The organism is Brevibacillus sp. HB1.1, assembly GCF_013332445.1.
Classification (GTDB): Bacteria; Bacillota; Bacilli; order Brevibacillales; family Brevibacillaceae; genus Brevibacillus; species Brevibacillus porteri.
In genome coordinates, this window is record NZ_JABMIV010000010.1 from 64,082 (window position 1) to 88,112 (window position 24,031).

Sequence of the window (24,031 nt, forward strand, 5' to 3'; positions counted from 1 at the left end):
CTGACCAGCATGATTTTTGCTTGTCAGCCTTTTTCGTTGGATAGAACATCAGTCGGATTGTTTTGCCCTGCTAGATTTGCTTACAATGTGATCAAGTGCAAGTGGAAATCAAAGGGAGAGAAGACATGTCACACAGAGTCTATGTATATAACGTCAGTGAGCCCTCTCAAGCGCAAGACAACGACACGATGATGGTGGAATGGGGCTATGAGGTCCCACTACTCTTGCAGCCGCTCTTCATAGAAGGTGGTTCAATCGCCGGAAACAATTACAACAACCATACCGAGCCGGACAATTCCGGACTCTATTACGACGCGCAGACAGGCATCGAAAACGTGAAGCGATTCTACGATTTTCTGGAGAGACAGGAAGGGCTAATCCGTAACAAAGAAGCATTTTTATATGCGAGAAATCAGCTTCTGAGCTATCTGGAAAAACGAACGCTTCCGTATTTTCACATCGATGCCTGGGATGTATTCAATATGGATGACATCCCTCATGACGAGCAGGCGGAAACTTTGCGCGCCAATATTGCCAATAACAACGAGATCATGACAAAGGCAATGGACAACGATGACATCTCATTGCTGAACTACTCCGAATTGATGGACGTGAACCCAGGCTTTCGTTCTTTTGCCGAGCTGCTCAATTATGAGGACTACCAATACGGCTGGGGACACATCTGGCAGCCTTATGAAGAGCATTCCGACGTGGAGATTTTTGAGGAAGCTGGCTTGCTTGGTCTAAAAGACGCAGAGGGAAACGTATTGCTCGCTCCTCAGTTCGATGCCTTTTATGATTTCGCTTCCGAAGATCTCGCTGTGGTCGCCCGAGATGGTAAATACGGCTATGTACATAAATCCGGGAGAAGTGTCATTCCATTGGAGTGGGAGGATGCCTACGATTTTGAATACGGCTCTGCTGGTGCCATTGTCAAACGAAACGATCGATATGGTCTGATCAATCTGGAAGGCAAAACAATTGTCCCTACCGACTATGAAGAATTGGAACCGCTCGATTACCAACGATTTTATACGGCAAAGAAAGACGGAAAATGGGGCGTGCTGGGGGAAGCTGGTTTTGTAACGATAGATTTTGAGCATGAAGAAGCTTTCAAGTGTGGGGACGGATTTTACCATACAGCGGTTAAAGGCAGGAAAAATCAGAAAATCTTTAACGAATATTGGAAATACATCGGGGAATTCCCTCTGGCGGCGGTGGAACAGATCGACGAAGGGCTTATCCTCGTCAAACCACACAAGGATGCAAGTCATAGCACCTTGTACAAAAGAGACGGCGCTGTCGGCGCATCCGGCTTCGATAAATTGAATCGGCAAACCCATTTTCCGAATCTACTTGTTCTACGCAAGGGAAAGAGGTACGCCGCTTATGGCAAGCAGCAGGAGAGCCTTCTGTTGCCGTATGAATACGATGAACTGATTGATTTGCAGGTTTATACGGAGACAAGGCAGGGCAATCAGGTGCTGGCCAAAAAAGATGGAAAGCTAGGCGTTTTTTATGGAGATGCCGATCAGCCAGCATGGTTATTCCCCTTAGACGATTATGAGAATATTTTTCGGATGCATCAGGATGCGTATGCTTTGAAGAAAAATGGATTATGGAGCATTGCCTTATCGCCGGAAAAGAGATGGAGTGATTTTGAATTCGATTTGGTGGTGAAAAAGGCATTTGTCGGGGGTTTTGCTTATGCCCTCAAGGGTCACGACGTTTATGTAGTAAGCGAGTATGGGCTGTCGAGGGCAGAGAAAACGCTCGTTCTGGAGGATGTAGAAGATCGTTATTCCAGCTATTATTTTGATGCTGAGGTTCGCAAGCGACTGCTGGCCTATGCCAAAGGGGAGCAATCCGATGTTGACAGTGTAGATCAGTACACGCCAGTAGAAACGTTGTACAATCTGGGCATGGAAGCGTATGAAGCAGGTGATTATGAGAAAGCCATTCTGTACGATACGCTTGCTGCTAAAAAGGGCTATGCCCCATCCATGAACAACCTTGCGCATATGTATTACAGTCGAGAAGGCTTCGAGGATGCTGATAAAGCTTTTTACTGGTATGAATTAGGGGCTGCGGCAGGCAACCACCATGCTATGAATGGATTAGGCTGTTGCTATCGACACGGGGTAGGCACGGAAGCTGATGCCGATCAGGCAATGTACTGGATGGGCAAGGCGGCAGAACACGCTCATGCGCTGGCTCACAACAATTTGGGCGCCATCTATTATGACGGAGAACTGGTGCCGCAAGATTTGGACAAGGCCCTCTGGCATTATGAGCAGGGGGAGTTATTGGGCTCGCCGGTTTATGGTTGGCTTGGCTATCTTCACGATTCAAAAGCAAACTACGAAAAGGCGCTGCATTATTATCACCAAGATTACGAAGTAGGCGGCGATATCAGTGCCTATAATTTGGGGATCTTCTACTATAATGGCTACGGTACAGCCAAAAATATCGACGCCGCTATCACTTATTTTCACGCTGCTTTGGAAAGAAACTACCCGCATGCGCATCTCGAACTGGCAAGGATTTACCGGAATGAAGAACAATTTACGGACGAGCTCCTGGTGAAAAAGCACATCGAAGAAGCGGAAAAGGCAGGTCTTGATATTCCTGAGGAGCTTGCACAATCGTAGAAAAAGCAAAAAGCGGATCGACAGGAAAAGTCGTCGGTCCGCTTCCAACTAACCAGCATGCTAAATAATGGCTTCCACTTCAATTTCAACGAGCAGACGCGGGTCAATCAATGCCTTGACCTCAACCATCGTAGCGACAGGCTGAATCTCGCGGAAAAACTCCCCGTGTGCTTTTCCGATCTCTTCCCACTTGCTGATATCCGTTACAAACATCCGCGTTCTGACCACATGAGACAAATCGGCATCTAATTCTCGCAATGCTTTCTCAATCGTCTCCAGGATGAACCGCGTTTGTTCATAGGCATCGTCCACACCAACGACTTCCCCGTCCTTCATGGCGGTTGTGCCAGCCACTTCAATCCGGTCGCCGATTCGGATTGCGCGACAATAGCCTACAACCGGTTCCCAAGGTGAACCTGTGAATACTTTCTTTCGATGCATAGTAGAAAGCCCCTCTCTTTTCCGCAATAATTGGAATATACTACAAAAAGGAAGGCGAGTGGAGCGGATGATAGACTTTTTTTTCACCCTTTTTTCCAAGTACAAGTGCTTGATACACACCGCGTTTGGTCATGAAGAATACATCCGCGTGGTAAACAAGCTAAGTGCTCATGGCATTCGTTTTCGGACACGCAGTCACTCTCAAGCAGTTCGTCATTTAGGGGGAGACATGGGGATGTTGCCCCAAGAACAAGACCATAAGCAGTATGACATCTACGTGGCGAAAGAAGATGAACACCAAGCACATTTGGCGATTCATTCCCGTTGATGGATACCTATACGATCATGACAACCTCTTATATAATGAGTGGGATCAGTAAGAAAATGGTACACCCGAGGAGGAACCAATATGTCCGTACTAGAGGCACTCAAAAGCAGAAGAGCCGTGCGTAACTATATTCCAAAAGAAGTAGAAACAGAAAAAATCCAAGCGCTGCTAGATTGCGCAGTGTTAGCGCCGAATGACCGCTTGCGTCAGCCGTGGCATTTTTACGTGATCAGAGGAGAAGCAAAGCTGCGGTTTGAGGAAATCGCGAAGGAATTTTTGCTGGAGCGTTTTCCGACCAAGCCGAATCTCGTGCAGGATTCCTTGGCCGTCCTGGAAAAAACACCGCTCGTCATTGTCGCGACTGCTGATGTGATCCCAGGGGATGAAGCATCTTCAGAGGATAACGAATACGCGGTTTGCTGCGCGATTCACTCCATGTGGCTGGCAGCGAAGGAACTCGGACTTGGCATGGTATGGCGCACAAGAGGAGTCGGCTTGGTTCGCGACGAGCGCTTGCTGCAATTCCTCGGATCGCCTGAAAATAAAAAGGTCGTGGGCACGCTGTTCATTGGTTATCCCGAGGCAGATGCGCCTGAGACGAGTCGGGTGGCGGCGGAAGAAAAGACGACCTGGCTGTAATCAATAGAATAGCAATCGAGAAGAAGCCTCCTATTGCATCTGTCGATTATCATAAAGACTAGAAGCACCATCACTTTTGGGAAGCGGAGGACTATTCATGAATCAGCAAGTAACGGATTATATTCAAAACATAACCAATGAATCTCAGGTAGAAGTTTGCAAGCGGATTCGCCAGCTCATTCATGAAAATATCCCGAATGTAGAAGAGCAGGTGAAGTATAAACAAGCCTTTTATGCCATTCAGGGCAAGCAGACATGTGTGTATTTTCCGGCAAAGGATTGGATTAATGTGACGCTGTTTCAAGCGGCGAATCTGGATGCTCCAGCTGGCTTTTTTGAGAAGTCTGATCATGCTGACCGGAAGACCATCAAAATACGGAACGGAAAAGAATTTGATTTTGATGTTCTTGCAGGCCTCCTCAAAAAACTGGGTGAAGCGCAGTAGTTGTTTGCAACTAAGTCTCCCCACGCACGTATAAATGGATAAGGTTAGACCGTACATATCGAGGGGAGCTGTTTCATTATGTTTGGAAAGCTTGCGGCAGATGCGCTTGGCTTGAGCAATGTGGGAATCGTGGTAAAACCAGCAGATTACGACAAGGTGGATGCTGATGATTACATCATGCACGAGGACAATGAGAAAATTTATTTTTTGATCAAATCAAAGTCCGACGAGTATTGCTTCACCAATCTGGGGCTAGTTCATCTGGATGGAACGAGTGCCACCAGCAAAAAACGCATGCTGCGCCGCTATTCCTACCATACACACCCGATCTCTGACGTGTATCTGGAAACAGCGGGGACCGTAGATTTGGATGTAGAAATCAAGTTCACCATGGGCAATGAGCACTACTCGATCGATGTCAACAAAAAGCATTTGGAGGAGCTAAAAGACCTCTACAAAGCTCTTGTGAAGATCGCATCGATTATGCACGATAACGAACTCGCGCTCCAGCATGCAAAAGAAAGCCTCCACGTCGCCCAAAGCACACTGGGCCGCGTAACAGGCCAGCAAGCAGACGTAGCTTCACAATTCAAGTCCATCAACCAATACACCTTCGATTGGTTGGAAGACATCCGATACAAGTATGTCGTGAAAGACTTTGGGAAAGTCTTTGAAAAATACATTCAAAACTAAAAAGGAAGAGCCTCTTTGAAGAGGCTCTTTTTGTATTTTAGCGAAATCTTCGATAAGCCCCTACTTCTTACGAGTAGAACTAATCGGGCAAAACAAACAGCTGTACGGGAAGGCGTGTCACATGTTTGGAAGGAGACCGCCCGAACAAAGTGAGGATACAGGCGACTGGAAAACATGTGGCACGCCTTCCACCCGACCACAGCAGCAGGAAGACAACGCTCCTTCGAGCTCTACTCCTTGTGCAAAAGCTTGCCGATCTTGAGCGCCAGCTGGATTTGAAGCAACTCCTCCGAGTTTTTCAAATCCATGTTCAAAATCTCTTTGATCTTTTCGATCCGGTAAATAAACGTATTGCGGTGAATGAACATTGCTTTCGCCGCTTCACTGACGTTTTGATTGTACAGAAAGTAATTGTCCAAAGTCACCATGAGGCTCGTGCCGAACTCTTGATCATGCTCGTACAGTTTCCCCAGTCGCTTCAAAAAGAAGTCTTCCAGTTCAATGTCCTTAATGTTGGAATCCAGGAAATGATAGACGGAGTAATCATCGAAATGAGAGACGTCGCCCTTGCTGTTGAACTTCTGCATCAGGCGGATCGCTTCATGTGCTTCGGAAAAGCTTTTATGAAGCGAAGCGATGTTTTTATACTGACGTCCTACCCCAATAAAGAACAAGGTTTTCTTGATTTTATCCACGAGAGCGCTGTACAGCTCATTGGCGAATTGTTTGGCTTCACTTGCAGACACCACGGGTTTTTGCTCATTTTGTCCGATAAGGATGATGATCCGATTGTTTCGATAAAAGCAGGTGATTTCTCCAGGAGCTTTGCTCGAATGGTCATAGACGAGATCGACGCATTTTTTGGCGATCCGATCCAGCTCGTACTTGCGATCGATTATATCCTCCAAATTTTCTAGCTCAACCGGCTCGATATTAATAACCATACAAAAATACATGTAGCTCGATTGCAGCCCGTGTAAATCGCACAACGTTTGAAGGGAATCAGCCGACGTGATTTTTCCCGTTAATAGATCATCGAAAAAGTCTTGTCTGATCTTCAGCTTCACTTCCTCGATTTCCCTCGCCTTGATCCGCTCCAGCGCCACGATGGTGGACGCCTGTTCCAGCACAATGTAGTCAAATTCAGTTAGCTCCCAAATGGTTTGCCAGACGACGATGTATCCATAGATGTGATTGGCCACAGCAACAGGTAGAATCCTGCATTTAATCTCATCATCCTTTACATGGTAGATACGCTTGATCGACTTTTTGATCTGGCTAATATTTTTCGGGACGGACTCCGTGAAGTCACGGGTAAAAACAGGTCTGTTTTTGATCAAGGTCAGGCAGGAGTCAAGCGGAATCGGATTGTGCCAGATTTCTGTGTAATGAAGCAAATGCCAGTCCTGATCCAGAATAAGGATCGGGTTGTTGATCGTCTCAGATAGCTCGGAAGCGATGCGATCCAGTCCGCCACCTTCCAGCGCAATGCGAAACAGTGCGTTATGCATGTCCAATGTTTTGCGGTTCAACAAATCATAACGCCCAGAGGCTTTTTCGTTAATAATGGCAATCACTTTAGACAACGTGTATTCAAAAGGCAGGGCCAAGAGCGGCAGACCGTACTTGTTGGCATGCTCAATCATGTTTTGCGGGATTTGATCGAAATAGCGATGCATCTTGATTACGAGCCCGGAGCAGTTGATTTCCGCCAGCTCTTTGATGATTTTATTTTGTAATTCAGGATTGTCCTTGAAAATATACCCGGTGGAGAGCAACAGTTCGTTGGAAGACAGCCAGTCAAAAGCATCCGGGTTTTCCATAATATTGACGATGGAGATAATGTTGTTGATGCCTTGCTCTCCGGCGATGATTTTGATGCCGTCTATGGATTGAATGGTAAGCAAATCTTTGATGGTCAGCACCCTGTTCACTCCTTTGCCACAAAGGGATTCCTGTAATTGTGCAATGTGCACAAGTGAACCTCAGTTTTTTTAGTTTCGATACACAATGACGATTCCATTCACCATGTCTAAAATAATGATGTAAGTACGAGGGCTTGTCTAATTGTTTTTTAAAAGAGCAAGCGCTCAGCCAATCTTGGCGGGTTGTTCAATCACGAGATCATGGAGGGCTTACTATGACAGACAAAAGCGTAGTACAAGCATTTCTCGAGGCAGCGGCTGAGGGGAATATCGAAGCACTGAAAAAGCATTTGGAGCAGGGCGTAGATATCAATGCAAGAAACAGACAAAAGCGTACAGCGATTCTGACTGCTGCCATGAATGACAAATTGGAAGCGGTATCGTTTTTGGTAGAGGCGGGTGCAGATGTAGATTTGCAGGATGAGACATGCTTCAACCCGTTCTTATTCGGATGCATCAACGGTAAGCTGGAGCTTGTCAAAATGATGATCAAGGCAGGAACAAACCTGGAGCTGTTGACTCGTTTTGGAGGAGTAGGGATTACACCAGCGTGCGAAAAAGGCCATGTGGACATCGTACGTGAGCTCGTAACGACGACTGACATCAACGTAAACCATACCAACTTTGTGGGTTGGACACCACTCATCGAAGCGATCATCCTCAATGATGGCGGTGAGAAGCAACAAACGATCATCAAGCTGTTGATTGAGCATGGCTGCAATGTGCAGATGGTAGATAAATACGGCGTAACACCGCTTGAGCTTGCGAGAAGAAAAGGCTACACCGAGATCGAAAAAATCTTGCTGGAAGCAGGAGCAAAGTAAAGCGTCCCATGTACATCCAGGCGTTGTCTGGCGATGCCGGTTTCCTTGAGCGATTGGCACGAGCAAACTTTAGCGGGACCGTACACAGTATTTTTGAGCGAACGATCAATCTGACATGCAGCGAAAACGGGGAATTGTACACCATTGGAAACTATCAGCTAGACAATGCACCGAACACGCTCATCATTGATAGAAAAGGCTTTTCAGAGCTGGGGCTGTCAACTAACGCTCCGGTTATGACCGAAAATAACACGCTCGTTATCGGAGCGAATTTACGAATATGGATCCAGCAAGCAACAAAGTGGGAAGGTGAGCTTCCTTCCTATCCTTGTGACATAGAAGGCGTAGATGTATTGCGCAGAAATGTGGCGTTCACGAAAAACTACGTGGACGTATACGGCAAGACGGGGGGCATGAAAATGTCCTCCCACCCTGCCAGTCCGTTTGAGAAAGAGATGTCCCGTATGCTGATCCAGCGTGCAGGCATGCTTTCCGACGATCTGGCGAACAACCGCATAGAGTCATCTACTCAGCATGCGATAAGTCTTATCGGACTGGGGCCGGGGTTAACACCCTCAGGTGACGATTTTTTAGTGGGATTGTGCAGTGTATACAAAATGCGAAACATTTCCTCTTGTTTGTCATGCCCATTTTTCGATGAAATCGTCCGTTCGTCCCAAGTATTAACGAACGAAATCAGTGCGATCACGCTGAAAAAAGCAGCCCATGGACAAGTAAGAGAGTCGCTAAATGACTTACTTTCATGCATGGTGTCCGGCTCCATGGAAGAGCTTGTCCCTGCTTTAGACAAAATCATCGGGATCGGCTCGTCGTCGGGTACGGATATCCTGCTTGGCATCCTATGTGGTTTGGAACGAAATCTAGAAGCTGGAGGTAACGTATGTCTACCAAAGTCGTAATCAAGCAAAGCACGTATTTTGACTCGGTATCCCTGATGTCTCTCTCTACAAAAGCAAATCAAATTGAAGGTGTCGAACAAGCGGTTATTGCGATGGGCACCGACATGAACAAAGAGGTATTGAAAAACGTAGGCTTGCTCACACCTGAGCTGGAAGCAGCGAAAACGAGCGACCTGATGATCGTGGTGAAGGCGGCGACAGACGAGCTGTGCGAGAGCGCTCTCATCGCCATCGATGAACTGTTCAAGAAAAAAGGCGGCAGTAAATCCGCAACGGAGATCAAATACTCCACGATTGATTCAGCGGCAGCCAGCATTCCAGAGGCGAACCTCGCTGTGATCTCTGTAAACGGCGCGTTCGCGGCGAGAGAAGCAAGAAAAGCGTTGGAAAACGACCTGCACGTCATGCTGTTCAGTGACAACGTGAGCATCGAGGAAGAGATCGCTCTGAAGCAATTCGCGCATGAAAAAGGCCTCTTGATGATGGGACCTGACTGCGGTACAGCGATTATCGGCAATGTGGCACTGTGCTTCGGAAACGCCGTGAGAAAAGGCAACATCGGCATCGTGGGTGCATCTGGCACAGGTAGCCAAGAGGTAAGCGTGCGTATTCACGACTTCGGCGGCGGTATCACGCAGCTGATCGGTACAGGCGGTCGCGACCTCTCCGAGCAAGTAGGCGGCATCATGATGCTCGACGGAATCAAAGCACTGGAAGAGGATGAGGCGACAAAGGTTATCGTGCTCATTTCCAAGCCACCAGCACCGAGCGTTCAGGAAAAAGTATTGGCGCAAGTGAAAAACTGCAAAAAGCCTGTGGTTGTGTACTTCATTGGTGGAGAAGAAACGCCAGTTCTGGAAGCAGGCGGGCATTTTGCAAAAACGAGTAAGGAAGCAGCCATTAAAGCAGTTGTATTGGCAGGTGCCAACGAAGACGAGCTCAACAAGCGCGCCCTCAACTGGCCACTGATTGAAGAAGTTCGGGCAAAACTGACACCTGAGCAAAAATACGTTCGAGGTCTGTTCTGCGGCGGTACACTGTGCGATGAAGCGATGTACCTCGCGATGGACAAGTATGAAGACGTATACAGCAACATTCAAAAGAAAGCAGACTACAAGCTGAAAAATATCCATGAGAGCAAGGCTCACACTTTCCTCGACATGGGCGATGACGACTTTACAAATGGCAAGCCGCACCCGATGATCGATCCTTCCACGCGCATCGCGAGATTTTTGGAAGAAGCAAAAGATCCTTCCGTCGGCGTGATTTTGATGGACTTCATCTTGGGCTTCGGTTCCCACGAAGATCCAGTAGGCGTGATGCTGCCAGCGATCATCGAAGCAAAAGCGCAGGCTGCCAAGGAAGGAAGACACCTGGAAATCTTGGGCTACGTGCTGGGTACCGACCTCGATACACCGAACTTCGACGAGCAAGTGAAGAAGCTGATGGATGCGGGTGTAACGATTGCGAGCAGCAGTACGAATGCAGGTCTTCTTGCTAGAGAATTTGTTGCGAAAGGGGAATAATCATGAGCAAAATCAACGAGCTGTTTAACGGAAAAATTCATGCGATCAACGTAGGGATCGAGTTTTTCAAAGACGATATCATCAAGCAAAATGCGAATGCGTCTCATCTGGATTGGAAGCCTCCAGGCGGCGGAAAGCCTGAGCTGATCAACGCTCTCGACAGACTAGAAAACGCTGCTGTCGCTGATAAAATCGCTGCGGCAAACAAGCTGGCGGTAGAGCGTATCATCAACTCCCAGCCGATGCTTGTTGGCTTCGACCAAGCGATCAATGTGGTGCCAGGCATGACAAAAACCACGATTCTGCACGCGGGTCCGCCTATTACGTGGGACAAAATGTGCGGCGCGATGAAAGGTGCCGTAACCGGAGCAATCGTATTCGAGGGCTTGGCAAAAGACATCGAGGAAGCTGAACAGGTAGCTGCTTCCGGCGCAATCACGTTCTCTCCATGCCACGAGCATAACTGCGTTGGCTCCATGGCAGGTGTCACATCCGCTTCGATGTTCATGCATGTAGTCAAAAACAAAACGTACGGAAATGTCGCGTATACCAACCTGAGTGAGCAAATGGCGAAAATTTTGCGCATGGGTGCCAACGATGAAAGTGTCATCGCCCGTCTGAACTGGATGCGCGATGTATTGGGACCAATGCTGCGTGATGCGATGAAGATTGCAGGTGAAATCGATCTGCGTCTCATGCTGGCGCAAGCGCTGCACATGGGCGATGAATGCCACAACCGCAACAACGCGGGTACGAGCTTGTTGATTCAAGCACTGACTCCGTACATCTTGGAGACAGATTTCACCAAAGAACAAAAACGCGAAGTATTCGATTTCGTAGCAAGCAGCGATTACTTCTCCGGTCCGACATGGATGGCGATGTGCAAATGCGCGCTGGATGCAGCACATGGAATCGAGAACAGCACGATTGTCACCACAATGGCGCGTAATGGCGTAGAGTTCGGTATCCGTGTAAGTGGTATGGCTGGCAACACTTGGTTCACAGGACCTGCTCAAAAGGTAATCGGTCCCATGTTCGCAGGCTACAAGCCAGAGGATTCCGGTCTGGATATCGGAGACAGTGCGATTACAGAAACGTACGGTATCGGCGGCTTCGCGATGGCGGCAGCTCCAGCAATTGTTGCGCTCGTAGGCGGTACGGTTGAAGAAGCGATCGGTTTCTCCACCACGATGAAAGAAATCACGACAGCAGAAAATCCAAACGTCACGATTCCTCTCCTGGACTTCCGAGGTGTAGCAACAGGCATCGATATTCGTCAGGTGATCCAAACGGGCATCCTGCCAATTATCAACACTGCCATTGCGCATAAAGACGCAGGGATCGGTATGATCGGTGCGGGGATTACGTATCCACCGATGGAAGCTTTTGAAAAAGCATTGCTCGCAGTAACGGAAACGGTTAGCTAATTGCTTTTCATCCTAGGTGACTCAGCTTTCGCAGCAAAAGAAGGTTGCGAAAGCTGGGTTGAATGAGGAAGGTGAATGAACATGGGACAGGCAAACGTAAAGGAATCATATGAAGAATTCAAGTCCTATGGATACGCGGACGATATTTTGCCAAAGACTTCCGAAAATCGAGATTGGGGCACCTTTAACTACGTGACCGTGTGGATGGGCGCTGTGCATAATCTCATGTCGTACATGACTGTAGCCGGATTCTTTGTCCTCGGATTATCCGTTCCGCAAGTCTTGTGGGCAGTCATGATTGCTGCCTTGATTGTTTCGGCGGGCTATGTGTTGAATGGCTATGCGGGACAGAAATACGGGATTGGCTATTCGATGCTGTTGCGCAGCTCTTTTGGTGTAAAAGGCTCGATCATTCCTGCTATATGTCGCGGGCTTATCGCTGGTGTTGTGTTTTTTGGGACAAAAACAATTATTGGCGCACAATCCTTTAATGTCATTTTTGAGAAAATATTCCCTGGTTATATGAATATGGTTCCAGGTTTTGATTTTCTCGGATTAGATTTCCCGACGATGCTTTCTTATGTGATCCTCTGGGTCATTACAGTTGGATTGTTTTTAGGTGGAATGAAAATTCTCAGTCTGTTTAGTAAATGGTCTTCCCCGATCATCTATATTTTCATTGTAGGTGCAGCGATTTGGGCGATCAGCGTTGCTGGCGGATTTGGTCCGATCTTTGCTTATGCTCCTGCCAAACCGATGGAGAATTGGCTTGTATTTATCGCATGTGTAAGTGCATTGGTATCGAACTGGGGTGGCCCGATTGTAAATATTGCAGACCTTACGCAAAGGGCAAAACACCCGAAAGCTCCGATGATTGGTCTGCCGCTTGGAATGATTACATCCTATATCCTGTTTGGAATTACGTGTGTAGGATTGTTGGTTGGAACGCAAATTGCGTTTGGCATCAAAGACTTTAATGTCGTCGCTGCCATTGATCAAATTGGGAATCCTGTTGCCGTCATTGTCTTGTTGCTGGCACTGAATATAGGTTCGACGAGCTATGTTGTGTTTGGGAATTTGCTTCCATCTGGACTACAGATGACAGCGCTTCTTCCGAAAATGTTTACAGTGAAATCAGCGGCTATCTTAACAGCTGTATTGGGGACTGTCATTTTACCTTGGAAGCTGGTGAATGGTACCGCCGCGCTGTATATGTTCTATAGCTTTATCGGCTCCATGTACGGTCCGATTACGGGGATCATGCTGGTTAGTTTCTTCATTGAAAGAAAAAGAAAGCTGGATTTATCCAGCATCTACGTAAAACCAGGTGAAAACGGAGAATACAAAAACGGCGTTAATATGGTGGCATGCGGCGTATTGATTGTCAGCTTCTTGATTACGCTATCCGGCTCTTTCTTGCCAAATGTGCCACTATTGGCAAACATCAGCAAGTCTGCTTTCCTTAGCGGGATGATTATCTCCAGTGTTCTCTATGCATTGAGCTATAAATGGAACAAATCAAGTGCGATCACGCAGCGTGAAACCACTGCAAAAGTATCTTAACCAAAGGAGAAGTGCCCAGTGGAAAAACTCGTAATTGTTGCTATCGGCGGCAACTCGTTAGTGAAAGATAATGGTCGCAATACCATTCAAGACCAATATGAAGCCGTATGTGAAACCACGGCAAATATCGCGGATATGGTGCAAGAAGGCTACAACGTTGTCGTTACTCATGGCAACGGACCACAGGTTGGATTTGCTTTGCAAAGATGCGAAATTGCCAATGAAGTGTCCGGGATGCCTACGATCCCGCTAGTCAATTGCGTGGCGGATACGCAGGGGGGAATCGGCTACCAAATCCAGCAGGCACTCACCAACGAATTCGCCAAAAGAGGAATTAACAAAAAGGTTGCGAGCGTCATCACACAGGTAGAAGTCAGCAAGGATGATCCGAACTTCGAAAATCCAACGAAGCCAGTCGGCTCCTTCTTCACACTGGAGCAGGCGGAAGAGATGCGCAAAGAGCATCCGGACTGGGTATTTATCGAGGATTCCGGTCGTGGCTACAGAAGAGTGGTTCCTTCCCCGAAGCCAATCGACATCGTGGAAAAAGACGCAATCAAATCGTTGATCGAAGCGGGATATGTGGTAGTCGCTGTTGGCGGCGGCGGTATTCCGGTTGTGAAAACGGGCGAAAATACGTACGATGGGATTGATGCTGTCATCGATAAAGACTTTGCTACCAGCTTGCTGGCAGAGCAAATCGATGCACAAACATTGATCATTACGACAGGTGTCCCGCAGGTATGCATTCACTTCGGCAAGCCGAATCAAAAGGCGCTGGAGCGCATCACCGTAGAGGAAACGAAGCAATACGTTCGTGAAGAGCACTTCGCAAAAGGCAGCATGCTGCCAAAAATCGAGGCCAGCCTGAGCTTTTTGGAGAAAAACGGATCAAGCGTGATCATTACGAACCCAGAGAGCTTAAAGGATGCCATTACGAACAAAGCAGGGACACACATCGTAAAATAAAGGCCTCTTGAGGGAGGGTGCAAGACAATGGATTACATGAAGCTGGCAGTGGAAAAAACGATAGAAGGCATGAACAACAAGCTCGGTGGACCTTTTGGAGCGGCTGTGGTGAAAGGGGACGAAATCATCGCCGTATGCAGCAATCGCATGATGGCCGATATGGACCCGTCCCAGCACGCAGAGATGGTAGCGATTCGTGAAGCGTGCAAGACCTTGGGCACGATGGATCTGACAGGCTGCGAAATTTACGCGACATGCGAGCCTTGCCCGATGTGCGTGGGGGCTATCATTTGGTCTGGCATCAAGGTCGTTCATTACTGCTCGACTGCGGAGGATGCGCATGAGAATGGTTTTTCGGATAAGCATCTGCGCGACTATTTTTCCGGTAAGGATACGAGCGTTTTGAACATGATCAAGGTCGAGAAGCGTGAGGACTGCGATCAGCTGTTTACCCACTTTCATCAGTTGAGCAAAGAGTAGAAGGTAACTGAATAGCAGACAAGAAACACGGATGTTCGGAGCATGAAAAAAGGGCCTTATAAGGGCCCTTTTCTTCTTTGTTATTTTCCCTAAATTCAAAAGTTTTGATGCTATCTCATTTTGTTGAATATAGTGCAGCTAGTCGAGCTGCGTTATGAACGGAAATGACTCCTGATTATGGTATAATCTACCTAATCAGGAGGTATTAAAGATATGTCAATAAAAATGAAACGGAGTTTACTCCTAGCTTCAGTTTTGGTGATTTGCGTGAGTATATGGACGATTGTCATACAAAATATGACAGGTTCGAATTCATTATCAAAGCCAGCCTTCACTTCTACTAATCAACAACAGAAAACGATTGTTAATGAGGAACTACTTATTAAGGAACCGGAGCCTGAAGATAATCAAGAACTTCCAAATCAGCAAGAAGATACTGCTAGTAGCAATCCTAATTATAGAGTACCTAGTGAGGTGGAGCAGCTATCAATAAATACTCTTCAAGAACCCGAGGTATCTATGAATCTCGATTATGAACAAATTGTAAGAATTGGCCCGAATGTTAAAATTGTAGCCATTTCAGATGATAAGATGGCTTCTGATGAAGCAAGACAGGCAAGAAAAGAATTAGAGGCTTTAGTTCCTCAATTCAACGCACTATTTTTCATTGATGCCGCTTCTGAGAATGAATTAGATATTCTAAAATTATTTTTGAAAGCTGGAATGGACCCTGATGCATATGTAGAAGTGAAAGAAGGTTCCAAGAGTACTGCACTCGATCTAGCAGTTTCAAACGGCCACCTTGATGCTGCAAGGTTACTTCTAGAAAACGGGGCAAATCCGAACTTACTGATAGAAATTAAAGGAGGTTTCAAGAGTACTGTACTCCAAACAGCAGTTTCAAACGGCCGACTTGATCTTGCGAGGTTACTTCTAGAAAACGGGGCAAATCCGAACTTACTGTATGATCAGTTCACCATAATCACCTTAGCAGTAGCAAAGAATAATTATGACATGGTAAACGAATTACTTAAGTATGGCGCTGAGCCTGATTTGAATTATCAGAACTTTAGATCACCACTAATGCGTGCAGTTCAAGATAACCGCTTACATATTGCAAAGTTGTTATTGGAACATGGAGCTGATCCTCTTCTTGCTACACAGTATGCCCCAGAGCACCCGACCAAGTTGGGGAGTCCGATCGCAGAAGCAAGAATGTTGGGGAATCGAGAAATGATTGCTTTGCTAGAAGCATTTATCCGTGATTAGAACCAGAGATTGCTATCAATCAAACCTCATTTTCAAGGGATCATGCTCAAAAGCGGCAGGAATCACGCTAAAGGTAGCATTGCTAGGTTTCAATGCATACCTGTGGCAGTAAGCAAGCCTGAATCGAAAAAGCAGTCGTCGACAAAGGCCGTGCAGACGGCTTCTAGCAAACAACCAAAGAAAGCGGTCAAAAAGCCTTCAACCCATCGAAACAGTTGGATGGTCCAGACGTTCAGATAAGCTTTACAGTTGAACCAACTACGATACATTATTATGAAGAGACGACTTATATAACAACGTGCAGCTACGGCGGTGGGTCGTTCAATATGCCGCTCGAATATAATTCGTATACGGGATGTCATTTCACATGTTCCTCATGCAGGAACATTTTTTTTGCAAAAAATTGGTCGAATTTGAATTTAATAAGGGATAGTTGTCCAATTAGATTATTTGGAGGATATGGATTGATCACCATGGAAAGCCAGAGCAATGAATTTCGTTTCTACCTAAAAATTTGAATCGTGCATGAGGCGATTCCACGAGTGATGTGACAATTTTTGCCAAGCGCCGTCTTATTGTGTAAGCTTCAACTTCAAGAAAAAATGGAGGATAGACGTATGACCTCTCAAAGGCGTTATCCTGTACTAGCAAGCTGCGTACTAACAACCACACTGCTCCTGTCACCAGCCTCGGACACAGTCATGGCAAATCAGACAGGGAACCAACAAGCAGCCGCTCACCTTCAGGAAAATCAGTTAAGCGAAAAGGCAAAACGAACGGAGCAAAAGCTGCAAATGCTCTTCCCAACGCTCGATGACACATCAAGACAAATTACCTTGGAAACGAAAGACCAGCCTGTGTACGATATCGGTTATGAAAAAAATAATGAAATCTTTGCCAGAGCCAATATCCATGCAGAAACCGGGAAACTGCTTTCGTTTTATTGGGATAGTAAGGTTCAGGATTTTAAAATTCCTGATGATAAGCTGGCCTATAAGAGCGCCGATACCTTCATGGAGGGCTTGATCGGTGAAATGCGCAGCTTGTACGAGGTAACGCGGGCTCCTGTAGGCGATGTCATCTATCGTCGCTATGTAAATGGCATCGAGGTAGATGGCGATGAGTTTCGGGTGGCAGTAAACAGTGCGGGACAGGTAACCGGCGTTTCGGCAGGTGAAAACACGCTGACCAACGTCAATCCCGCTGACTTCCTTCCTCCAGCCCAGGCGATGAAGAAAGATCAGCTCAGTCGCTGTATCCCACCCCTACTGCAACTCATGTACAAGACTGGTGAAAATCAGACCGATCTCGTCTACTCCGCTGTATTCTCCGGTTATGTGGACGCAGTAACAGGAGCTGAGCTGATCACTGATCGGCAATACAGAACCTGGAGGTGGAAACCAATCTCCCTCACGCCTGGTGGAAAGGTAGTAAAGGTGAAGAATGAGCAGGAGGCAACGCGGATTTACGAAAGCGAGTTTGGTATCAGCCTGAAGGGTAGGACCTTCAACAGCAACGGCGGCAATAGCGAGAAGGAAAGTGTTTATTTTTCCCCTGATGAAAAAGAGTTTTTATTTACGAAGGATGACGTTGTGATCGGATTTCAAAGCTATGCGAACGGCCAACCCCAAAAAGGGAAGGCAACATTGTCGGAAAAGCAGGTTCTTGAGAAAGCTGTTCAGTTCCTGCAAACCTATCTCAAACGGGAAGAAAAGGAGTTCTACTACAGGGTGAATCATCCTGGTACGCAGAATCCACATGTGTACGTAGTAACGTTTGTGCCATCTGTTGAGGGACTTCCTTTGGACTACCGAGGAGGCAGTGGTATGGGTGTAAATGGAGAAACGGGGAAAATCACATGGTACAATCAAAGCCTCGACCAAAAGCCCGCCAAGCTCCCGGATAAGAGGAAGGCTGTCTCCATAGATGCAGCAGCCAAGGCCCTGCTGGCGAAACCCACTGAACTGCGATACATCTACCCATTCGTTAATGGTGAGAGGTTAGCCAAACCGGTCCTTGCCTATTCAATTCATATTAACACTATCAATGCCCTGACAGGTAAGGTCGAAGAGTAGGTAGAATGAAAATCGACAGTTAGAACACATCATTTGTGATAAGATAAGAAAAAATGAGACGTAACACGAATGAATAGACAGCGAGTGAAAAGAAATCTATTATCTGCTAGCGTTCTTTTAAACTAGAGGTGGCAACATGTTAAAACGTTTACTTGTTTCAGGATACAAAGCTCACGAGCTTGGCATTTTCAATGAAAAAAATCCGGGGTTAGCCATTATTAAGAAAGCACTGAAGCGGGAACTCGTAAGATTCCTTGAGGAAGAATTGGAATGGGTCATCATATCAGGCCAACTCGGGGTAGAAATGTGGGCAGCCGAAACTGTTCTGGAATTGAAAAAGGACTATCCACATCTAAAACTGGCGGTAATTACTCCGTTTTTAAATCAAGAGGAAAAGTGGAAAGAAGAGACCCAGGATTACTACCGAAATATTGTGATGCAAGCCGATTATATCAATAGTGTCTATCAAACACCTTACCAGGGTGTTTGGCAGCTTGGAGAGAAAGACAAATTCTTGCTATCCAATTCAGACGGTATCTTGTTAGTTTACGATGAAGAAAACGAAGGCTCGCCGAAATTTCTAAGTAAGCTCGCCGCAAAAAAATCAGATATGGGCGATTATCAGTTTTTTCGAATTAACGCATATGACTTACAGAACATTGCAGAGGAGCAGCAGCAAGAATTATATAATGACTATTTCTAAACAAAGAAACCAGCTATGAAAAGCTGGTTTTTATTCTTGGAAAGTCGCTCCCGTTTGTCCAACATTAGTTTATTGCTTTAATCGTCCATTGTCTGGGGCAAACAATCATATTCATGTCACAACCTATCAACAAAGGGGACCTGCCGGGTTCCCTTTTGTTATTTCAGACTCGTTTAGATAACATCTTTTTCTGTTCGCTCCAGGGGAGTGGCATGGTATGAAAGGATGATGTGAACTGGGAAGACCCTCCCGTGCACGGAAAGAAAATTTTTTTATTCCCGTAACAAAGTGATCTATAAGTCCAAAAGATGAAATGATTACTAGCAGGAAGGGAGTCCGAGAGGCTCATAGTAGACCACATACATAGTGTTCCCAACGCACCAACCCTAAAATCTAGTGACCTTCACCTGAAATCTAGCGGATATATTACATGACAGGTTCCTCATATAATGTTAACAAAGTCCAGCAATTACCACGATCACGCTCATCACCACCAGCGGGTGAACACTCCAGCAAATACATAAGTGCGTCGGTGCTTTCCCGCCTTTATTTTTTTGCTGAATTGCGAAACGGGAGGCCTTCTATGCCAAGACCGAGGATCAAGCTCCACAACGCGAAGGACATGCCGGCGACGACCAGCTCAAACACGACTTCGACAACGACGGATTCGACGGGTAAAAAGCCATGAAGCGACGGTATCGCGTTGACTTGCTGCTGAATGAAATCGTGGAATCTCCCGAGTAATGACGAATTAAAGGAGATAATCGATGACGATACCATCGACTATACAATACGAATAGCCAAGCTTTGCGAACTACTTTCTCTGACGATTGGGGGGAGTAAGCAAGGGGCATAGGGGTAAGTGGACGGGAGTGGCGCAGCACACCTTCGCCCTCCCTTCATCACTCCGCTTGTTCGGTTCGGACAGACGATTAATGAATGAACGGGTGAAAGTTTGTATTTGATCTTCACTTTCCTAATTTGGACTAACTAAGGGGGGATACACTGTGGAATTGCGCCAGCTTGAATATTTTATTCAAATTTGCAAATCAGGAAGTTTCACCAAAGCTAAAGAAGAATTAGGTGTGACTCAGCCTACATTAAGTCAGCAAATGCGGGTTTTGGAAGATGAGTATAATATTCAATTGTTCGATCGGGGAAGTAGGGGAGTTGAAGTAACGGAAGCGGGAAAAATTCTCTTGAATAAGGGCAACGCTATTATGAATCTTCTTGAGGAGGCGCGAAATGAAATAAATGGCCGAAACAAGAAATCTAGAGAAACAATTTCTATTGGATGTTGTCCTACTGAACTTGAATATCTTGCTCCTTACTTTATGAGATTTCACCAAAAGTACCCGAATATTTTATTGAAAATTATCGATGCAGAAGATGCCGAGAAAAAAGTTTTGGAGCAAGAGGTAGATATTGGAATCACTGCATATCCGGTTTCTAATGCTTCGGTCATTTCAACTTATTTGTATAGACAAGAAATGGCGCTATTGATTCACTCAGAACATCCTTTGGCAGATAAATCTTCGATTCCTTTTCGATCTTTGAAGCAAATGAATTCGATCATGTTCCGAGAACAAAACAAATCATTAATTGATATGTATTGTTTCTCTTGTGGTTTTACCTTGAAGTCGAAAATAGAAACGTCCTCCGCTTCAGTATTGATTCATTGGGTTCGTCATGGACTTGGAGCAGCTCTTATACCAACATCTTTGCTCGAAAATCTATGGGACGATTCTTTGCGTATTGTCAAATTAGAAGGCCACACTCCTTATTGGGAAATATCTCTTGTATATCTTAATTCCGTTACTATGAGGTCCACTGCACGCATATTCATTCAAGAGATGAATTCATATGTAAGAGAGGATGAGGTGAATCTTTCATGTTCAGGCAATTAGAATGTTTCATTCAAATTTGTAAAGAAGGAAGCTTTACTAAGGCGGCAGAAGTTTTAATGACTTCTCAACCTACGTTAAGTCAACAGATCCGTTCTCTAGAGATAGAAGTTGGAACCCCTTTGTTTGAGAGAGTTGGTAGAGGGGTAAAGATTACAGCTGACGGGGAAATACTTTACGAAAAAGCTCTTTCCGTGATGAGGCTCATTGAAGAATCGAAGAAAGAAACTTACGAGTTACGCAATGCTCGGGCAAATAAACTTTCGATAGGGATTTCGCCCATGGACTTTTTTTGTTTAGCACCCCGTTTTTTGAAATTCCATGAACAGTATCCTGACATTACATTCAAATTTACCAGTGCAGAAAATACATCACAGCAATTATTGGATAGTAGTATCGATATTGGCATTACCGACAATTATAATCCAAATAAAGAAATTCATTTGATGCACCTGTATAAAGAAGAACAAGCATTGGTCGTTTATGCAGATCATCCATGGGCAGATCGAACCTTTGTTTCTTTTCAAGAGCTAGAAGATTTAGAATCTCCCTTATTTGTTGGGGATATAAGTTTAATCGAGCATCTTCATACATTCAGCGCTAAAATCGCCAAATCCTTGCAATCAAAGTTTGAGTCAACTTCCACGGCAATTCTTCTTTCTATGGTACTGCATAAGATGGGGGTAGCTATTTTGCCTACTTCTCTAATTGAAAACTTTTCTGGTCAGCAATTGAAAATGATTCGTCTCGTCGCTCCAACGCCTGTTCGTGAGATCAAGCTTATTTTTAAAAAGTATCATTACAATAATCCTTCTGTTCAAAAATGTATCGATTTTTTTCTAGAATAATCAAAAAAGTTTTCAGGCTACGGCCATCGCAAATAGGGCATTATGAGGCTTAAACGCTACCTAGATTTACCTCCCAACCCCTATAGAAACCTTTTCCGAAAAAGAAAAGATACAATCGAGCGAAGCTTCGTGGATACCAAACAGCTCTATAGGAGCAGCTTCTCACCCAGAGAAGTTTTATGCAATGGAGTTGAAAGACCTGAAAGAGAGCGACTTTAAAAAGCTAGCTTTCCTGCAGGGTGTTTTCCTTAGAAAGAGGCGGCAGGGAAGATAGATAGATAGATAGATAGATAGATAGATAGATAGATGCCAGCGTGCTGGATATATAGATATTAGCTATACAATGTATAGAGAGGAAGAAGTTGTTTTCTAATTTATTTTGCCCTATGATAGGAATCAAGTAAATGTTTTCCATATACACCGTACCGGTAGGCGCACTTGGTATTTGGAAAGAGTGTCTTACTACGCTGGAGATTATGAATTATAACTAGAATTTCATAGCTAATGAAAGCGAGCCAGGACGAAGGAATATTTCCTTGTCATGCTCGCTTATTCGCGTTGTCGGCATAGGAAATCTGGCCTGCATATAATGTGAGCGTGGGCTCTTTCCTTCTGCTTGCAGTAACTTTTATACTAGAAGGATATATTACAATAATAGGATATTAATTTCACCGCTGTACAGACAAAGGAGAATTATGAATGGATAAAATGCGTAAATCAGCAATGCTATTACTAGCTCTGATGATGTGTTGGACGTTAGCGGCTTGTTCCGGGAACACTAACACGTCGGGCAATGGCACTGCTGAGGATCATGCGAACTCGAACGCTAATCTTGTGGTGGCAAATGCATCTCAAATAAAGCCTTCTCCGGATGAGCCTGCCTGGAAGCTGGACACAACACCGATCACGTTTGACTGGTATATCAACTTCGATTGGTTCACCGGCAAGTGGGGAGGAAACGTCGTTTCCGATTATATAACGAAGAAGACGGGCGTGAGTTTGAACTTTATCGTGCCAACTGGCGACGCCGGCGAGAAGCTCAACACGATGATGTCAGCAAGGTCGCTCCCTGACTTCATCACGTTAGGCTGGTACGAGGATGCCGTGCAGAAGATGATTAATGGAGATATGGTGCTTCCATTGAATGAGCTAGCCGATCAGTATGATCCTTATTTCTTTAAAGTCGCAGACCCCGCGAAGCTTAGCTGGTTTACACAGGCTGACGGCAATGTGTATAGCTATCCGAATGCATCTTCATCCCCTGCGGATTATCGAAAATATGGTCAGCTTTTTACGTCTAATCAGACCTTTGTTGTTCGGAAAGACATATATGAAGCACTTGGGAAGCCGGATATGAGCACGCCGGAAGGGTTTCTCGGTGCGCTGAAGGCTGCGAAGGAGAAGTTTCCGGAAGTGGACGGTCAGCCGCTCATTCCGATCGGCCTGCATGAATTTACGGAAACTGGCAACTATTCGTTGGAATCGTATCTTCAGGACTTCCTGGCTATTCCGCAGCAGAAAAACGGCAAGCTGTACGACCGTCGAAGCGATCCAACCTATCTGAAATGGCTAAAGGTGTTCCGCCAAGCGAATGAGGATGGGCTGATGCCGACAGATGTCTTTCTTGATGAAAAACGATGGGAAAAGGATGAAAAAATATCGCAAGGGCGCTATTTTGCCATGCTGTATCAGTGGTCTGATTTTTCAGAGATTAACCAAAAGTTGTATCAGAAGGACCCGAATAAGGTGTATATCGCGATTGATGGTCCGGCGAATGATGCGAATGATGCGCCAACACTTGCAGGAAATGGCATCTCCGGTTGGACGGTGACGCTCATTTCGAAGAATGTCAAAGATAAGAAGCGGGCAATTGCCTTCCTCAGCTATTTGCTCAGCGAAGAGGGAAATAAGGATCTGTTCTTAGGAAAGAAGGGCGTTACTTACGATACGATAGACGGCAAAGATCAGTTCCTACCGGAGGTCATGCATCTCCTCAACACCGACAACCAAGCGTTCGATAGAAAATATGGCGGTAATTATATGTACTGGATGCTAATGGATACGAACATGAAGCTAGCTTGGATGATGGGGATGGATGCTGAGCCTTCCAAACAAATTGCCGATTGGACGAGGGGCAAGACGATCAGCATGAGCGAGTTCGAAAATCTGGATCCTGACCCGACGACGAAGGAAGGTATTGCGTTTGAAAAAAACACGCGGCTCTGGGCCGAAACGCTGCCGAAACTGTTGATGTCCAAGTCGGATGCCGAATTCGATCAACTGTTCACCAAATTCATGAAGAGCACTACCGAGGATCCCGAGTATGAATTCATCCTAGCTAGCCGCCAAGCAGCTTATGAACGAAATGTACAGAAGCTGAAGTCGTCGCTCAATCAATAGT

20 protein-coding genes are annotated in these 24,031 nt (G+C 45.8%); 18 read left to right on the forward strand and 2 right to left on the reverse strand.

Features of this window, described 5'->3' with window-relative positions; genetic code table 11:
- Positions 1-125: 125 nt before the first annotated feature.
- Positions 126-2,651, forward strand: a complete 2,526-nt coding sequence (locus tag HPY27_RS22840; RefSeq protein ID WP_174226041.1) for an SEL1-like repeat protein — start codon at positions 126-128, stop codon at positions 2,649-2,651.
- Between the two features lie 60 nt (positions 2,652-2,711).
- Here HPY27_RS22840 and HPY27_RS22845 read toward each other — a convergent pair whose 3' ends face one another.
- A complete protein-coding gene (locus tag HPY27_RS22845; RefSeq protein WP_174226042.1) occupies positions 2,712-3,092 on the reverse strand; it encodes a RidA family protein in 381 nt (126 codons plus the stop codon).
- Between the two features lie 67 nt (positions 3,093-3,159).
- Between HPY27_RS22845 and HPY27_RS22850 the strand changes: the two genes are divergently transcribed.
- The 4 genes from HPY27_RS22850 to HPY27_RS22865 all read left to right on the forward strand — a co-directional run bounded on the left by HPY27_RS22850 (position 3,160) and on the right by HPY27_RS22865 (position 5,197).
- On the forward strand, positions 3,160-3,420 hold the full coding sequence (locus HPY27_RS22850; protein WP_170831594.1) for a hypothetical protein: 261 nt from the start codon (positions 3,160-3,162) through the stop codon (positions 3,418-3,420).
- Positions 3,421-3,501: 81 nt separating this feature from the next.
- A complete protein-coding gene (locus tag HPY27_RS22855; protein WP_064202701.1) occupies positions 3,502-4,059 on the forward strand; it encodes a nitroreductase family protein in 558 nt (185 codons plus the stop codon).
- A gap of 97 nt (positions 4,060-4,156) precedes the next feature.
- Positions 4,157-4,504 (forward strand): DUF1801 domain-containing protein, encoded by a 348-nt coding sequence (locus HPY27_RS22860; protein ID WP_017252150.1) that lies wholly within the window; start codon positions 4,157-4,159, stop codon positions 4,502-4,504.
- 78 nt (positions 4,505-4,582) lie between these two features.
- Positions 4,583-5,197, forward strand: a complete 615-nt coding sequence (locus tag HPY27_RS22865) for a PH domain-containing protein (RefSeq protein WP_173624021.1) — start codon at positions 4,583-4,585, stop codon at positions 5,195-5,197.
- Between the two features lie 230 nt (positions 5,198-5,427).
- On the opposite strand, the gene HPY27_RS22870 is transcribed toward HPY27_RS22865, so the two are convergent.
- Complete coding sequence (locus tag HPY27_RS22870; protein WP_017252148.1) at positions 5,428-7,122, reverse strand: PucR family transcriptional regulator; 1,695 nt, start codon at positions 7,120-7,122, stop codon at positions 5,428-5,430.
- Between the two features lie 215 nt (positions 7,123-7,337).
- Here HPY27_RS22870 and HPY27_RS22875 point away from each other — a divergent pair, with 215 nt between their 5' ends.
- The 13 genes from HPY27_RS22875 (at position 7,338) to HPY27_RS22935 (ending at position 24,030) form a co-directional block, all read left to right on the forward strand.
- Complete coding sequence (locus HPY27_RS22875) at positions 7,338-7,946, forward strand: ankyrin repeat domain-containing protein (RefSeq protein ID WP_017252147.1); 609 nt, start codon at positions 7,338-7,340, stop codon at positions 7,944-7,946.
- Between the two features lie 8 nt (positions 7,947-7,954).
- Positions 7,955-8,866 carry an oxamate carbamoyltransferase subunit AllH family protein gene (locus HPY27_RS22880; RefSeq protein WP_174226043.1) on the forward strand — a complete coding sequence of 304 codons (912 nt, stop codon included), beginning with the start codon at positions 7,955-7,957 and terminating at the stop codon, positions 8,864-8,866.
- On the forward strand, positions 8,848-10,392 hold the full coding sequence (fdrA, locus tag HPY27_RS22885) for an acyl-CoA synthetase FdrA (RefSeq protein WP_174226044.1): 1,545 nt from the start codon (positions 8,848-8,850) through the stop codon (positions 10,390-10,392). The genes HPY27_RS22880 and fdrA overlap by 19 nt, the downstream gene beginning before the upstream one ends.
- Before the next feature lie 2 nt (positions 10,393-10,394).
- Positions 10,395-11,819, forward strand: coding sequence for a YlbE family protein (locus HPY27_RS22890; RefSeq protein ID WP_173624018.1), 1,425 nt, complete (start codon positions 10,395-10,397; stop codon positions 11,817-11,819).
- A gap of 81 nt (positions 11,820-11,900) precedes the next feature.
- A complete protein-coding gene (locus tag HPY27_RS22895; protein ID WP_106834275.1) occupies positions 11,901-13,382 on the forward strand; it encodes a cytosine permease in 1,482 nt (493 codons plus the stop codon).
- Between the two features lie 18 nt (positions 13,383-13,400).
- The gene (gene arcC, locus HPY27_RS22900) at positions 13,401-14,351 is read left to right on the forward strand and encodes a carbamate kinase (RefSeq protein ID WP_174226045.1); all 951 of its coding nucleotides are present in this window, start codon (positions 13,401-13,403) and stop codon (positions 14,349-14,351) included.
- 27 nt (positions 14,352-14,378) lie between these two features.
- Positions 14,379-14,831 carry a nucleoside deaminase gene (locus HPY27_RS22905; protein ID WP_174226046.1) on the forward strand — a complete coding sequence of 151 codons (453 nt, stop codon included), beginning with the start codon at positions 14,379-14,381 and terminating at the stop codon, positions 14,829-14,831.
- A 213-nt stretch (positions 14,832-15,044) separates the two neighbouring features.
- Complete coding sequence (locus tag HPY27_RS22910) at positions 15,045-16,100, forward strand: ankyrin repeat domain-containing protein (RefSeq protein ID WP_174226047.1); 1,056 nt, start codon at positions 15,045-15,047, stop codon at positions 16,098-16,100.
- Between the two features lie 617 nt (positions 16,101-16,717).
- Positions 16,718-18,175 (forward strand): YcdB/YcdC domain-containing protein, encoded by a 1,458-nt coding sequence (locus tag HPY27_RS22915; RefSeq protein ID WP_017252139.1) that lies wholly within the window; start codon positions 16,718-16,720, stop codon positions 18,173-18,175.
- Between the two features lie 136 nt (positions 18,176-18,311).
- A complete protein-coding gene (locus HPY27_RS22920; protein ID WP_174226048.1) occupies positions 18,312-18,878 on the forward strand; it encodes an SLOG family protein in 567 nt (188 codons plus the stop codon).
- A 1,007-nt stretch (positions 18,879-19,885) separates the two neighbouring features.
- Positions 19,886-20,785 carry a LysR family transcriptional regulator gene (locus tag HPY27_RS22925; protein WP_017252136.1) on the forward strand — a complete coding sequence of 300 codons (900 nt, stop codon included), beginning with the start codon at positions 19,886-19,888 and terminating at the stop codon, positions 20,783-20,785.
- On the forward strand, positions 20,770-21,630 hold the full coding sequence (locus tag HPY27_RS22930) for a LysR family transcriptional regulator (RefSeq protein WP_174226049.1): 861 nt from the start codon (positions 20,770-20,772) through the stop codon (positions 21,628-21,630). The genes HPY27_RS22925 and HPY27_RS22930 overlap by 16 nt, the downstream gene beginning before the upstream one ends.
- Before the next feature lie 699 nt (positions 21,631-22,329).
- A complete protein-coding gene (locus HPY27_RS22935) occupies positions 22,330-24,030 on the forward strand; it encodes a type 2 periplasmic-binding domain-containing protein (RefSeq protein WP_254612968.1) in 1,701 nt (566 codons plus the stop codon).
- Position 24,031: the final 1 nt, after the last annotated feature.